Source organism: Zobellia roscoffensis (assembly GCF_015330165.1).
GTDB classification, from domain to species: domain Bacteria; phylum Bacteroidota; class Bacteroidia; order Flavobacteriales; family Flavobacteriaceae; genus Zobellia; species Zobellia roscoffensis.
On sequence record NZ_JADDXT010000002.1, the window covers coordinates 2,240,620 to 2,255,205 of the forward strand.

Genomic DNA, 14,586 nt, shown 5'->3' on the forward strand with positions numbered 1-14,586 from the left:
GTTATGACTACACAAAAAAGAAAAATCATCAGTTTTACAAAACCACTACGTATAGGTTTTATGGTAATACTAATTGGTTTTATCTCCTGTAAAGAGGCGAAACATGAAAAGCAGAATAGTGTTCCTGCTCCGGTTAAGGCCGAACTCAAATCTATTTCGATTAATGGGGATAGTTTCCACTATTTGGATATAGGTAAAGGAGAACCCGTTGTCTTTGTTCATGGTACAGTAGATGATTATCGGGTTTGGGAAGCACAGATGTACGCCTTTGCTAAAAACCATAGAGTTATAGCGTATAGTCGCCGTTTTGCTTATCCGAATAAACAAATGATAAATGATTCAACCGATTTTTCGGTTACTGCGCATTCAAAGGATCTTACAGCGTTTATTCAAGAACTTGATGTTGGACCTGTACATCTTGTAGGCCATTCTTTTGGTGCTTTTACGTCCTTACTAACCGCTTTGGAGCATCCTGAATTATTACAAAGTTTAACCCTTGGGGAACCACCGATTATGTCACTATTGCAGAATATTCCTAAAGGTGAGGAGTTATTAAATGATTTTGTAGGCAATGTATTGATTCCTACGGGAGAGGAATTTGCGAAAAATAATGATGAAAAAGCGGTGGAATTATTTATTGGAGGTGTTTTGGAGGATAGTCTGTATTTCTCAAAAGCAGCTCAGAAAGAAAAGGACTTAATGCTAGATAATACCTTAGAACTAAGAGCTTCTGTTACTAGAAAGAATCTTCTTCCTCCTCTTGCATGTGATGATATTAAAACAGTAAAAATACCAGTGTTATTAATGAAAGGTGATAAATCACCAGAGGTTTTAACGGCCATATTAGATGAACTTCATTCTTGCATAGACCATAGTGAATTTGTTATATTATCAAATTCTTCACATGGGTTAGCGTATGAAAACCCTGTTGAATTCAACAAAATTGTTCTTGATTTTATTAATAAAAACTAACTAAGTTATGTTGATGCTTCTTTAAACCATTTGTTTCATTTGTTCAGATACGTTCGGGTTAGCATAGATTATATCAATCATTTTGGCATATTGTTCGGTAAATTTTTGATTTTCAATCAGATTTCCAAATATTGAATCTAATCGTAAAAATGAAAGTTTATCTTCAGAAGTTTTACTTGCTGCTGCATGAAGTTCATCTTTCATAGCATCAACAATATCCAAAGGTTCGTTATGTTGGTTTACCCCTTTATCACTATAATAACACCATGCGGCAATTACTAACGTTGCATATTTAATGCTTCCACCATTTGCTAGATTATCATGAATGGTAGCAATTAAGAACTTCGGGAGCTTTGCAGAACTCTCCAGGCAGATACGCGCAAGATTGTCTTTGATGTTAGGGTTCCCAAAACGTTCAATTAAACTGTTTTTGTAATCATTAAGGTTAACTCCTTCAACGGTATCCAGTACAGGTGTAGCTTCCTCATCCATAAACTTTCTAAGATAAGTAGCGAAAAGAGGTTCTGATACTGTGCTGTCTATGGTTTCTAATCCTTGAATAGAACCTAGTAAACCAAGAACAGAATGCCCGGCATTTAAAAGCCTGATTTTCATTTTTTCATAAGGCGTAACATTGGGCACGAACTGCGCACCAACATTTTCCCAAGACGGGCGTCCGTTACAAAAAATGTCTTCTATCACCCACTGCGTAAATGGCTCACAGGTTACGGGCCATTCATCTACTAGGTTAAGTTCTGTTTTAAGGTATGAAATATCTTCTTTTGAAGTTACTGGTGTAATCCTATCTACCATCGCATTGGGGAAACAGACTTCTTTTTTAATATATGCTGCCAGTTCTGGGTCCTGTCGCTCTGCAAAAGCACATAACATTTTTGAGGTCATATCACCGTTGTGTTGAATATTATCGCAAGACTGAATTGTAAAGGGAGTAATACCTGAATCTTTCCGTTTCCTTAGTGCAGCTGTCAGATAACCAAATACTGTTTTAGGGCTTTTGGGGTTTGCCAAATCGTATTTTACATCGGCATTATCAAAATCAAACTCACCGTTGGAAGGTTTAAAATTGTAGCCACCTTCGGTTATAGTTAGGGAAACAATTTTTATGTCCTTATCAGCCATCTTATCAATAACCGCTTGCGGATTATCCACAGATAGAATAAAATCTATAATAGAGCCAATAACTTTAGTTTCTACTTTTCCATCAGGATGCTTAACAATTAGAGAGTAGAGGTAATCTTGCTTTTTCAATATATCCGCTATATGGCGGTCTCCTTCCCGAAGACCTACACCGCAAATTCCCCAATTGGAAGCATCAGGTTCATGTAACAACGTATCCGTATAAACTGCTTCATGTGATCTGTGAAAACCACCCACGCCAATATGAACGATTCCGGCTTTTACTGCATCACGGTTATAAGTAGGTATGCTGATGCCTTTTGATAGACGAGATAAATTCTCTTGATTTAATGATATAGATTCTTTCATTATAAATGTGATTTTAATGGCCGCTTTTGTTCAATGTTTTTTCTCTCTGCAAAGTCCAATAGGCAGTGGTAAAATAAGTTAGCGTACAGATAAAACCGTAGGTGTAAAAAACATCGCGATTATTGGTGTATTGAGCCATATCCGGACTCCAGAACATGGTGATAATGGCTAGAACCATGGTAATAGCCAAACTTGCGAAAGAGACTATCTTTAATATTTTGGAGAGGGTAGAAGTATCTTTTACGTGTGGAGGGTCTGTTTCTGCTTGGTGTGCCTGGTACGCTAGTATTTTTTCGTGTTGTTCTTTGTCTAGTGCCTCTTCTTCCGGGTAATTTTGGTTCGCTCCGTATTTTTTTGAGAGAAGTGTATAACAGATTATGGTTAGTATCCAAGTGGGTATGAATAAGTAATAAAATGATATCACATCCAATACATTCAGGCCAAAGCCAAAGATTAGCCCTATTCCCCATGAAGCAATAGCGGGAACGCTATGTTTTAAATTTTTGTAAGATACCCAATACCGAGTAAGGCCAATACGAGGGAATATGACATGTTCAGCAAAGACAATAGCACCAACGGGTACTACTAGAAGACCTGCATAGGTAAGTAATGGTAGTATTTGACTAAATACGAAAGGAAAACATGCTACTATTACGGTAACAATACCCACTACAAGGGTTGTCTTTTTTCTTGAGTGTTTATAAAATATTGCCTGAGCGGCCAATCCTGCACGATATAAGTTAGCGTTGGCAGTTGTCCATCCTGCAATAATTACAATAACAAAACCGGACAGCCCAAGAGCGTAGAATGCTACATCACCAGGATCTAATTCTGTAATGCTTTTTTTAACTAAAACAGCGGTTCCGGCACCCATTATTCCCGCACATATCCAAGCAACAAAATGTCCGAACAACATACCGGAACTAGTAGCTAATCCGTAGGAACTCTTTTTAGCATAGCGTAATAAAGCCATATCAATTAAACCAAAATGAGTAATGGTATTTGCGGCCCAAGCAAAGCCTATAACTTCAAGAAGGCCAATGCCAGGTTCGCCGCCGCTGTTTATACCGGTCCAAATAGATTGATCTCCTATGAGAAGAAAATCGTTCCATCCGCTTAGTTCCGTTTTCCCTAAAACAGCATCTGCCAAAGCGGGCATGAGAACAAGGGCTCCGCTACTAAACATTACAAAAAGCCATGGGGCACAAATACTGGAGAATTCAGAAACAGCCTTAAAGCCATACATGGCAACAAAAACAACAATGGTACCTACCAATAAAACAATCAATACAAATAAAGCGTTGGTGGGATACCAATTGAGTTGTGCGGGAATGTCAAAAGCGAACCTAACTGCAGTGGATGATACCGTAATCATGGCCGCAGAAATTACGGTGAATATGATTACGTTAGCCCAGTTATATAGCTTGGTCATGGAGTCCCCTGCTATTTTGTTTAAATAAGTGTAAAGACTTTGGCGGGTTTCAACAGCAATTGGGGCCGTAATAAACGTCCAACTTAAAATGGCTAGAATATTCCCTACTAACAGTCCCAATAGAATATCTGTAGTCTTGGCGCCAAGGGCAACAAATGTAGCACCTATTACAAATTCAGTAGCCGCTACGTGCTCTCCGGCGTAAAGGCCAAGAAAATGGGCCCATCCATGTAATTTGTGCTTTGGAACGGGTAATTGTTCTTCATTCAGTTGCTCAAATGCTGTAAAATCTTCTGATGAGGCCATAAGTTGGTTAGTTTGAATTGATAACAGGTTTAAGTAGGCGCCATCCATGGTTGGTGCCAGTGTTATACAATCTTAGATTACTAACTTAATAAAAGATTTTAGTTAAAATTTTATTTCTACTGTTTTTAATGAAATTTTATATGAAATAAGTATGGATTAGTACAGTAATCTAAAAAGATTAGGCCTTTAAGAGCTAGAATACTAAAACGCAACCATGTTAGAATAGCTTTTTATGCTGAATAAATCCGTATAGTTTATTGCGGCAGCATACGAACGTAACGAATATAGCCTTTACCTTCTTTTTTTGATTTTAAATTCTCTGTGGTTAGCTCAAACTCTACATCACTTTTAAAGTATTCATTATCTTCGACTGCTGACTCAAACCGAATTTTATAACCAACATCAATTTTATCTACGGGTATTTTTAAGACCGTCATTTTACGTTGTCCTCCGGTAACGGTTTCACCCACAATAGCATCAACATTTGGTCTTCTTATACCATAAACATTTTTCCACCATTTTTCAATATCACGATACCATTCATTGTCATCTCCTTGTACGTATAGGGTTTCTTGGTACTCTTCATTCGTATCAAGTATAGAGACTACAATGTATGCGCCTTCACCCGTATAATTGGTTAGTTGGATCATGCATTTGTAATTAACGGTTTCTGTAGGGTTGATAAAACTTACCAACCCCAGAAAACATAGTGTAAAAGCTATTGCAATTTTATATTGCTTTTTCATTTAGCATCGGTAGTAACAAAAGACTCGATTATCTCTTCTATTTCTTTCTTCTTAACTATTTCATCATCAAAAAGATACTTGTAAAGCACCTTGTTGTCTACTTTTTTAGCAAGGTGTAAGTCCGTTTTACGGTCAAATACTTTGTCCCATTTAGAACGTACCAATTCCCATTTTTTGGTATTCTCTTTCCACCAGGCAGCTGCAGCTGCACAACGGGAATCATTTACTCTTACATAAGTGTTGTATCCTTTTTCTTTGGCGATGACCACACCTTCTTTCCCGCTTTCTCGCAAAATTTTATCATTGTCCTGATCGTGAACCCAGCCATAATCCGTGATCTCTTGTCTGTTACCTCGCAGGGTTAGATTGTAATCGCCTCGTGTGGTATATTCTCTTCTTGGTAGAGGGGCAGGAGTGGTATTTTCCCAATAGCTTTTTCCATCTACATGAACCCATGTTGCCGTACCCTCATACCTAGGGCTGTCATCTACTTGAAATACTTTTTGCGTCCACTGGCCCGCCACTTCTTCATTGGTTTTGTTTTTATACGTCCAGTTGTTATCTGCATTGTATAGATAAAGGTCTTGGTTTTCGAACAACCAATCTTGTCGCCAATGCTTTATAATCATGGGCTCAGCAGGGTTTCCTACTTGTAAAATGTGCTGTATGGTAACTTGATCGGCTTTGTCCGTTACCAACTGCGCCCATTCCAACCCTTTGTCCACTTTAGTTTTTGATGGTTTGTAAAGGGAGTCGTTGGTGTAATTAAAAGTTTCGGCAAAATTGAAGGTCACCTCAAAGCAACCGCACATTTTTTTTATGGCTTCGGCATCTTGCTTTTGTTTGTTTTTCTGTGCAATTCCAGGAAAACTAATGGTAGAGGTTAAAAGGAGTAAAAAGAGTGATTTTTTCATATTACAAATGTTATTAGTGGTCTATTGTTTCGGCTGTAAAAATATAAATTTTATTTAGACTGATTAAAAATAAAATATATATTTGCGTTCTATTAAGAATCAGTCTAAACAATATTCATGTCTTTTCGCCTATTGGCCCCATTCTTATTTTCATTTGTATGTGTTGTTACAAATGCCCAAGAAGAGCAACGCGACTCAACCGCAACTACTAAATTAGAAGAGGTAGTGGTTACCGGTCAATACAATAAACAAAGTGTAGATAAGTCGGTTTTTCAAGTAAAAGTGATTTCCAGGGAGGTTATCGATAATTTGGCGGCAAACAATTTGGCCGATGTTCTTAACCAGACCTTGAACATAAATATTATTCCAAACCCATCTAGCGGAAAGAGCGGCGTTCAGCTTTTTGGTTTGGATTCGCAATATTTTAAAATTTTGATAGATAACGTTCCTCTGATCAATGATGAGGGTCTTGGTAATAATACTGACCTGACCCAGTTGAATTTAGATGATGTAGAACAGGTTGAGATTGTTGAAGGCTCCATGGGAGTGCAGTATGGTTCTAATGCGGTATCCGGTATAATAAATATAATAACTAAGAAATCTTCTAAATACAAATGGCAGATCAGTCCTTACGTTCAGGAGGAAACGGTTGGTAATGAATATGGGCTTTTTGATGAAGGTAGACATATACAATCATTAAAGGTAGGACACAATATTGCTGAGAAATGGTATGTAAACGGTACATACACTCGCAATGATTTTGCTGGTCATTTTGGGAGAAGGGAAGGGCAGAACTATGAATTGAATGATGGTAAGCGTGGTTATGAGTGGTTACCTAAGTTGCAGAACAACGCCAAGGGACTTCTGCGCTATAATGGCAATAAGCTCAATGCATTTTACCGATTTGAGTATTTTGATGAAGAGGTGTCACGGTACGATTCTCTTGTGCGTACCAACTTAAATTCAGCAACTCAAACGACCAACCCTACGGCTTCCGATGAGATTTTTACATCAAAACGTTTCAATCATCATTTAAACTTCTCGGGAAATATTGGTGAAAAGACTACTTACGATGCTTCGTTTTCGTATCAGCAACAAAAGCGTAACGTAGAAACCTATAATTATCGCATTAAAACCCAAGAGAAATTTGATGTTAAGGAGTTTGAGTACGAGTCAAGAAAAGGGTTCTATTCGCGTGGTACACTTAATAATTTATTTGCGAATAATTGGTCTAGTTATCAGTTAGGGTATGAGATAAGTACTATAGATGGTTATTCTTCGTCCTTGGCCGGAGATTTTGAGACGGATAATATAGAACGTCGTTTAGAGTCATATGATGTATTTACTTCTGCGGAATATGACTTAAACAAAAAGTGGTCTGTACGACCTGGGGTTCGGGGGCTTTTTTCTTCAAAATTTGACCCACAAACAGCGCTCTCTTTAAGTTCTAGATATCTTTTTGACAACGGATACCAGTTAAGAGCGGTATTGGGTACCTCTCCTAGAAGTCCCAATTATAATGAACTGTTTACGTATTTCGTAGACATTAACCATGATATGCGAGGGAATGAAGACCTTAGCCCGGAACGGGGATACTCCGCATTTTTACATCTTAAAAAGGATTTTTGGGCAGGCAATGATACATGGTCATTAAAGAATAAATTATCGGCTTGGTACCTATCCGTAGATGATAGAATAGAGTTGACCATAGTCAATACCAACCCGTTAGCATATCAATATAATAACATAGATAGTTATAAAACCTGGGGTCTTTCCTATACCAATACGGTCTCCTATGATAATTTGCAACTAAGTGCTGGAGTTTCTTTTTCCGGTCAATCCAAAACCTTGGAGAGTCAAGCAGATTTTAATGATGATTACCTCTATTCCTTACAACTAAATGGTAACCTGTCGTACAGAATACCAAAATGGAACACCGTGGTTTCAGCATATTATAAGCACACAGGAAAACAATATCAGTTTGTACAAAGTCAGAATGATGATGGGGATGTAATTTTTCTAAAGGAAGAGCAAGACCAATATAGTTGGTTAGATGCTACCCTAAAAAAATCCTTTATAGACAACAAGTTTCAGGTTACCATAGGTGCCCGAAACCTATTGAATATTACTAGAGTAAATACAGTGTCCGTAGGTGGCGGAAGCGTGCATGCTAATCCCACAAGCGGATTGCTGCTAGGTTACGGACAATCATATTTTTTAAAACTATCATACAATCTTAATTTCTAACTAGAATACTTATGAAAACTACCTTTAAATTATCATCCTTCTTTTTATTTCTTTTAGTACTCTCTTCCTGTAGCTCAGATGACGGAGAAGTTATGCAAGAAGATTTTGTTGTTGCTTTTGAAAATCCTTCCGTAAGCTTTGGAGCTACCGAAGATGAAAAAAGTATAAATCTGGTCTTTTCTACCGTAGCACCAGAGGCTGGTTCCGTAGAAGTGTCTTTTACCGGATCCAATGCCGCTTATGGCGAAGATGAAGATTTTGTTACCGTTCCCGCTGCCGTAAACGGCGTTATAACTATTGAGGTGGCAAGCGGGGCCCAAAGTGCTTCCTTGGTTTTTAAAAAATTAAAAGATGCCGTAGAAGGAACCCAAAAGAGCATAGATTTTGAAATAAGTACGGTTAACGTAGCCAACGGTATGGCTAACGGAACAACCGCAACCCAAGTGGCTTTTGAAGAAACGGCTGCTCTTGGTGGTAACTTCGCCCCAGAAGTTGGTGGGCCAAATGAACCTAACCAAGTGTATATTGATTTAAGTGCACAAAACCAAACCAGTATAAATCGTGAAACGTGGGACCTGGCTTTTTACAATGGCGATGATTTCAGGGTGGCCATTAACGGTTCTCTTTATATGGCGGTATCCGAATTGGATGAAACCGATATTGATGTGGTTACGGCAGAGCAGGTTGCCGACCTTCAGGCGAGTGTGGCTGTGGGAACTTTTGATGCTGCAAATACCGAATTTATAGATGCGCCCAATGGAGAAATTAGCGGTACCGCAATTCAAGAAATAGCTGTTGCCGAGATGAATAACAAAGTATACTTGGTAAATATGGGTGCTGAAGTAGGCACGGAAGAACCACAAGCAGGAGCGGTAAACACTTCTGGTGATTCTAGGGGATGGATGAAAATTAGGATTCTAAGGAATGATACGGGTTATACACTACAGTATGCAGGTCTTGATGAGGCTGCCCATAAAGAAATTAGCATTTCTAAAGATCCAGCATTTAATTTTCAATTTGTTAGTCTTACCTCAGAAGCTATTGTGAGCGTTGAGCCTGAAAAGGAAAAGTGGGATTTGAACTTTACCGTTTTTACAAATGTAATTGAAGGTTTTGGCTCATATGGCTATTCTGATTTTGTCTCTACCAATAGTAAGGGGAAAGTCATGGCTTATAGGGTTACTACCGAAACCAAAGCTTACCAAGATTTTTCCGCATCGGATATTGATGACCAAGCTTTTGATGCTGATCAAAGGGTAATAGGCAGCAATTGGCGAAATGGCGGAGGACCGGATACCCTGCCTTCGTTAAAAGATGATGTGTTCTTTATTGTTAAAGATAATGATGGCAACCGTTACAAACTAAAGTTTACCGCTTTGGTAAACGAAAGTGGTGTTAGAGGCTATCCAGCTTTTGAATATGAGCTTTTACAATAATACCCCACTAAAAATTTGTTTGAGTTAGTTTGGAACTGGGCATAGTAAAGTGTGTCCGGTTTTTTATTACAGATTACCATAGTATTAAAATATGCCAAGGAGTGTATAGCCATTACAAATTACTAAAATAGAAAACAATGGAATTACTATATCAAAATGGTTATGGATCCATATATAAAATGCCTAAGAATACCAGTCATATTTGCGAAATGCAGCTGATTGTAGATACGGTGGGTATTTTTCTGTCTAGAGAAGACCTTAATCACCTTTTGAGTATTGTTCACAAATCATATGAGCCATGTACCTGTGCCGATTGTGGTGGGGATTTCTGTAATAAGATTTGGTGCTCCAACCCGTTAATAGATATTTGTTTAAAAGTAGATGAATCTATTCTTGATCATTTGGAGGACTTAATTAGAGGCGCTCAATTTATGTTGGATGTGAATGCTACTTTGGAGAAATATCGAATAAAATAAAATAGCTCTAACGCTATAAAACCCTATTCATCAACTGGTAATAGGTCGCAAAACCAGAAACCGATGGTCTCAGTGTCTTGTTCATTGTCTTTTTGGGGATTTTTATAAGCTCTGAAAACCTTCTCGCCTGTCCTAAATTTCACTGGGTTTTTGAAGATAGGTCCATCATAGCAGAAAGTGTGAAATTCTCCGTTTTCGCCGCAAGGATCAACATTGTCCGGTAAATCTTTAATGAAGCTTTTATCAATTTCTCTTCCAACAAAAGAAGCATCCAATACATCTAATTTTATACAGATTACAACGGCCTTGAAGCCTAAATCTAAAAACTCCTCTATGAGTTCTTTGGTGTCCCTTTTCCAAAGTGGAAAGCAACACTCAATGTTATATTTTTTTAGGTGCTCTTCCCTATAATCTCTAAGGTCTTCTAAAAAAATATCACCAAAACCACAATGAGAGTAACCTTCAGATTGTAATTTGGTTACAACCCGTTCCATTTGGGTGTTGTATACTTCCATTGTAGGCTCTTCAGGAAGTTCAATTGTGGTAACCGGAAGTCCAATTTCTTGGATTTGCTTTAGTAATAACTCCCGTCTTAATCCATGCATAGAAACCCGATCGTGGTGTGAGTTTATAGAGGTAACTAACTGGTCTATATCATAATTACTATCTTTTTGAAGATGATACAGTGCCAATGAGGCATCTTTACCTGTACTCCAGTTAAAGTACGTTTTTCGCTTTTTCATTACAAGGGTATTCTGGTTGGGCATAAAGGCTTTGTAAGAAGCAAAAGCTTTATCTTTTTTTCAAAGCTAAATCCATAAGACTTATCTACCTAATTAAAGTCTAATTTAATAGAGCTTAGCTTAAGCCTTCATTCTTATAAATTATTTTTATTTTAAGGGCCATGGAAGCGCAGCGGTTAAACAAATCTATTAAGACATACGGCCATAAGTTGACTCAAAAGGCACTTATTGCCTTTAGTGCTTTATGTGTAGAAAAGACTTTTGCTGGTGGAAGTGTCATTTTTAAGCCGAATCAAAATGACCAATCTGAGTATATTCTGTTGAAAGGAATAGCACGTACTTTTGTGTTGAATACCGAAGGAGAGGAAATTACACTCTCATTTTTTGAGGAAAATACGATTCTGCCTCCTTGCGTAATACGAACTCAAAATGGAAAATCTTTGTTATATGGCGAAGCATTGACTGATTGTGTTTTTGCCCAAATGAACGCCAGTGCTTTTGAAGCGTTAATGATAGAAAATATTGAGGTTAGAGAATTTGGGAATGCGGTCATGCGTCAAGAATTAGGAAATAAAGTCCAAAAAGAAATAAGAATGGCTTCTTGGACTGCCAAAGAACGTTTGGAACAGTTTAGGAAAGATTTCATTATGCTCGAAAATCGCATTCCTCACCCCATGATTGCTTCCTATTTAGGGATAACCAATGTTTCGCTTAGTAGACTTCGGAAATTCTCTTGAAAAATACCGATTTTATCAATTGTTAATGCATGGCAAAAGCTACCGTCATTTCTTTGTGAAAAATAAAGGAAATGAAAGTGGTTTATAATAGCATACTTCAAAATATTCAAGGTAAAAAAGTGTTATTTTTATTTTTGCTCACGAATACAGTTTATGTTGCCATGTTGATGCTGACCATTCCAAAGGTTATGATTTTTTCTAAGGGGATGAGGTTGTTGGATATGCAACCTATGGGGTATGATTTTGAGTATGTTCACCTACTTTTTCAGAACTTAGGACCGGAAGGAAGGCATGCGTATTTACACCAGCAATTACCTTTGGACATGGTGTACCCTCTTTTATTTGGAGTAAGTTACTGCTTAGTGTTAGCTTATTTTCTGAACAAGCTCAATAAATTGAAACCTCTTTTTATTTATGGATGCCTCCTGCCATTAGTTGTTGGAATGGCAGATTATGGTGAAAATTTTGGAATATTGTTTTTACTGAATAGTTACCCAGAAATATCATATAGTAGTGTAACCATTACCAGTAGTTTTACCCTTGTCAAAAGCATGGGCACTACGCTATATTTTGTGATTTTAATAGGGGTCTTTTTACAGTTCGCAGTTAAATTTTTCAGAAATAAACATTAGTATGTCACATTCATTTTGGATTTGTGCAAAGAATGCAATCACTATCAGCATATACCACGCTTTCTAGTTAAGGATTTGTTGTATTTTTAAGGCATCGCTTATGTCAAATTCTAAAAACCGCCGTATTGCCGCTATTATGTTTACCGACATTGTTGGGTACACGGCATTGATGCAAAAAGATGAAACCGCAGCAATGGTCATGAGAGAAAGGCATCGCTCAACTTTTACAAAAAACCATACAGCGCACTCCGGTAAAGTTTTACAGTATTACGGAGATGGTACTTTAAGCACATTTTCAAGTGCAGTAGAGGCTGTTGAATGTGCCATAGCCATTCAACAGACACTACAAAAAGAAAAAACGGTACCCATACGTATTGGACTACATTTGGGCGATATTGTTTTTGATGGAACAGAAATTTATGGAGATGGGGTAAACCTATCGTCACGTATTGAGTCTTTAGGTGTTGCGGGTTCGGTTCTCGTATCGGGAAAGCTGAACGATGAACTTAAAAATCAACCACAGCTAGTCACAAAATCGCTTGGCTATTTTGAGCTGAAAAATATTGCAAAACCCGTTGAAGTTTTTGCCATAGCAAATGAAGGGCTCGTGGTTCCCGAGCGTACGGAACTAAGTGATGTATCCAAAAAACAAAACAAAACGCTTGCCGTATTGCCCTTTGTTAATATGAGTTCCAATACGGAGAACGAGTATTTTTCAGATGGAATGACAGAAGAAATCATTAATGCCTTAACCAAAATTAAAGGTCTTAAAGTAACTTCAAGAACATCTTCGTTTCATTTTAAGGGTAAAAATATCCCGGTCACAAAGATTGGCGAAGCATTAAATGTTTCCACTATTTTAGAGGGTAGTATCCGCTTGTCCGGTAATACAATGCGCATTACCGCACAGTTAATAGATGTGGCCGATGATTTTCATTTTTGGTCAGAAACTTTTGACCGTTCAATAGACGATATTTTTTCGGTTCAAGATGAGGTGAGTTTGCTTATTGCGGATAAATTACGTGAGCATATTGGTCATTTTGATATTGACAATCAATTGGTTAGTGCTCTAGATATATCTGCAACTTTATACAAAAAATACTTGAAAGGAAAGTATCATTTAATGAAGCTGGATGTAAAGGGTACGGAAACCGCCATTTCTATTTTTAAAGAAGTAATAGCGGAACAGCCTAATTTTGCCCTTACTCACTTAGGCATTAATCAAGGATATACTTTCTTGGGAACTATGGGGTTAATTCCTGCTGATGAAGCCTTCAGAAAAGCTCAGCCTTTTTTGGAGAAAGCTATTGAGTTAGATAATAACTTACCTGAAGTTCAATTAAATCTAGCATGGATCAGCGGTTGGCAAAAATGGGATTTGAAGGAGGCTTACAGCCACTTGGCAAATGCCATAGAAAGTAGGCCTACAGATGAAATGTACCTCACCATGGCAAATTTTTTAACGGTTGAAGGTAAGTTTGATGCCGCATTTAATTTTGCGAACAAAGCTTTGGAACTGGACCCGTTTGCGGCGATGAATCACCATTACAAAGGCTTTTTATTTTATTTAAAAGAGGATTTTAATGCTGCAGAACCATTTTTTAAAGAAGCACTCAAACTAAATCCGGAACTTCCGTTTCCACCCTTGTATATTGGTGTCTCGTTAATATTACAAGGTGATGCAGATAAAGGATTAATGTATTTTGAAAATCTTAACATCAATAGAACTAGAGACCTTACCCAACTTGGTGGTATAACTTTAGCTCATGCCGCTTTAGGAAATACCAATGCCTTAAATGACGGATTGAACAAATTACAATCTGCTTTAGAATCCGAAGCTATGGGGAGTGCACTTTATTTTCTGATATTGATTACGGCTTTTATTGGAAGAACGGATGAGGCAATTGGATGGATGGAAAAAGGGATTGAATATCGTTTGCTTATGATGCTACTTCTAAAGACAGAGCCACTGGTTAAAAATTTGCATTCAGAGCCAAGATATCAAGAGTTGATGGGACAAATTTTTGGTGATAAAAGCACAACACTAATTGTCGAAAGTAAATATCAAAAGCCGCTATTCAATAAAAAGGTATTAGAGCAGTATAGGAAGCAATTGATGCGTCTGATTAATGAAAAAAAGCCCTATCTAGATTCTAATTTAACGCTGCGGAACATGGCAGAAATGTTAGAAATTCCTCCCAATCATTTATCACAACTGCTTAATGAAGGTTTTCAAAAGAACTTTTCGGAATTCGTGAATTCATATCGTTTGGAAACCTTTAAGTCAAAAGCGGCAGATGCGTCTCAGCGGCATTTGACAATTTTGGCATTGGCTTATGATAGCGGTTTTAATTCCAAGACGGTTTTTAATACCTATTTTAAAAAGGCCATGGGTGTTACTCCTAGAGCTTATTGGAAAACGATAACTGCAAATTAGTT

General features: G+C 37.6%; 12 protein-coding genes. 7 read left to right on the forward strand and 5 right to left on the reverse strand.

The window, feature by feature from the left end:
* The first annotated feature begins 3 nt into the window (after positions 1-3).
* Positions 4-972, forward strand: a complete 969-nt coding sequence (locus tag IWC72_RS09395; protein ID WP_194529596.1) for an alpha/beta fold hydrolase — start codon at positions 4-6, stop codon at positions 970-972.
* Between the two features lie 21 nt (positions 973-993).
* Here IWC72_RS09395 and IWC72_RS09400 read toward each other — a convergent pair whose 3' ends face one another.
* The 4 genes from IWC72_RS09400 to IWC72_RS09415 form a co-directional block, all read right to left on the reverse strand.
* Entirely contained in the window at positions 994-2,478 is a 1,485-nt protein-coding gene (locus IWC72_RS09400) for a mannitol dehydrogenase family protein (RefSeq protein WP_194529597.1), read from the reverse strand.
* A gap of 13 nt (positions 2,479-2,491) precedes the next feature.
* The gene (locus IWC72_RS09405) at positions 2,492-4,216 is read right to left on the reverse strand and encodes a purine-cytosine permease family protein (RefSeq protein WP_194529598.1); all 1,725 of its coding nucleotides are present in this window, start codon (positions 4,214-4,216) and stop codon (positions 2,492-2,494) included.
* Positions 4,217-4,470: 254 nt separating this feature from the next.
* Positions 4,471-4,962, reverse strand: coding sequence for a DUF2271 domain-containing protein (locus tag IWC72_RS09410; RefSeq protein ID WP_194529599.1), 492 nt, complete (start codon positions 4,960-4,962; stop codon positions 4,471-4,473).
* Positions 4,959-5,876 (reverse strand): DUF6607 family protein, encoded by a 918-nt coding sequence (locus IWC72_RS09415; RefSeq protein ID WP_194529600.1) that lies wholly within the window; start codon positions 5,874-5,876, stop codon positions 4,959-4,961. The genes IWC72_RS09410 and IWC72_RS09415 overlap by 4 nt, the downstream gene beginning before the upstream one ends.
* Before the next feature lie 117 nt (positions 5,877-5,993).
* Here IWC72_RS09415 and IWC72_RS09420 point away from each other — a divergent pair, with 117 nt between their 5' ends.
* The 3 genes from IWC72_RS09420 to IWC72_RS09430 all read left to right on the forward strand — a co-directional run bounded on the left by IWC72_RS09420 (position 5,994) and on the right by IWC72_RS09430 (position 10,035).
* A complete protein-coding gene (locus IWC72_RS09420; protein WP_194529601.1) occupies positions 5,994-8,123 on the forward strand; it encodes a TonB-dependent receptor plug domain-containing protein in 2,130 nt (709 codons plus the stop codon).
* An 11-nt stretch (positions 8,124-8,134) separates the two neighbouring features.
* Positions 8,135-9,559, forward strand: coding sequence for an HmuY family protein (locus IWC72_RS09425; protein ID WP_194529602.1), 1,425 nt, complete (start codon positions 8,135-8,137; stop codon positions 9,557-9,559).
* Between the two features lie 137 nt (positions 9,560-9,696).
* Positions 9,697-10,035, forward strand: coding sequence for a hypothetical protein (locus IWC72_RS09430; protein ID WP_194525956.1), 339 nt, complete (start codon positions 9,697-9,699; stop codon positions 10,033-10,035).
* A gap of 23 nt (positions 10,036-10,058) precedes the next feature.
* Here IWC72_RS09430 and IWC72_RS09435 read toward each other — a convergent pair whose 3' ends face one another.
* Positions 10,059-10,778, reverse strand: a complete 720-nt coding sequence (locus tag IWC72_RS09435) for an adenine nucleotide alpha hydrolase (RefSeq protein WP_194529603.1) — start codon at positions 10,776-10,778, stop codon at positions 10,059-10,061.
* A 161-nt stretch (positions 10,779-10,939) separates the two neighbouring features.
* On the opposite strand from IWC72_RS09435, the gene IWC72_RS09440 reads away from it, so the two are divergent.
* The 3 genes from IWC72_RS09440 to IWC72_RS09450 all read left to right on the forward strand — a co-directional run bounded on the left by IWC72_RS09440 (position 10,940) and on the right by IWC72_RS09450 (position 14,584).
* Positions 10,940-11,515 carry a Crp/Fnr family transcriptional regulator gene (locus IWC72_RS09440; protein WP_194529604.1) on the forward strand — a complete coding sequence of 192 codons (576 nt, stop codon included), beginning with the start codon at positions 10,940-10,942 and terminating at the stop codon, positions 11,513-11,515.
* A gap of 71 nt (positions 11,516-11,586) precedes the next feature.
* A complete protein-coding gene (locus IWC72_RS09445; protein ID WP_194529605.1) occupies positions 11,587-12,147 on the forward strand; it encodes a hypothetical protein in 561 nt (186 codons plus the stop codon).
* A 100-nt stretch (positions 12,148-12,247) separates the two neighbouring features.
* Positions 12,248-14,584: a helix-turn-helix domain-containing protein gene (locus IWC72_RS09450; protein ID WP_194529606.1), complete on the forward strand. Its 2,337-nt coding sequence runs from the start codon at positions 12,248-12,250 to the stop codon at positions 14,582-14,584.
* Positions 14,585-14,586: the final 2 nt, after the last annotated feature.

Coding starts and splice junctions, on each gene's coding strand:
- IWC72_RS09395 (WP_194529596.1), top strand. CDS start 4: ATGACTACACAAAAAAGAAAAATCATCAGTTTTACAAAACCACTACGT.
- IWC72_RS09400 (WP_194529597.1), bottom strand. CDS start 2,478: ATGAAAGAATCTATATCATTAAATCAAGAGAATTTATCTCGTCTATCA.
- IWC72_RS09405 (WP_194529598.1), bottom strand. CDS start 4,216: ATGGCCTCATCAGAAGATTTTACAGCATTTGAGCAACTGAATGAAGAA.
- IWC72_RS09410 (WP_194529599.1), bottom strand. CDS start 4,962: ATGAAAAAGCAATATAAAATTGCAATAGCTTTTACACTATGTTTTCTG.
- IWC72_RS09415 (WP_194529600.1), bottom strand. CDS start 5,876: ATGAAAAAATCACTCTTTTTACTCCTTTTAACCTCTACCATTAGTTTT.
- IWC72_RS09420 (WP_194529601.1), top strand. CDS start 5,994: ATGTCTTTTCGCCTATTGGCCCCATTCTTATTTTCATTTGTATGTGTT.
- IWC72_RS09425 (WP_194529602.1), top strand. CDS start 8,135: ATGAAAACTACCTTTAAATTATCATCCTTCTTTTTATTTCTTTTAGTA.
- IWC72_RS09430 (WP_194525956.1), top strand. CDS start 9,697: ATGGAATTACTATATCAAAATGGTTATGGATCCATATATAAAATGCCT.
- IWC72_RS09435 (WP_194529603.1), bottom strand. CDS start 10,778: ATGAAAAAGCGAAAAACGTACTTTAACTGGAGTACAGGTAAAGATGCC.
- IWC72_RS09440 (WP_194529604.1), top strand. CDS start 10,940: ATGGAAGCGCAGCGGTTAAACAAATCTATTAAGACATACGGCCATAAG.
- IWC72_RS09445 (WP_194529605.1), top strand. CDS start 11,587: ATGAAAGTGGTTTATAATAGCATACTTCAAAATATTCAAGGTAAAAAA.
- IWC72_RS09450 (WP_194529606.1), top strand. CDS start 12,248: ATGTCAAATTCTAAAAACCGCCGTATTGCCGCTATTATGTTTACCGAC.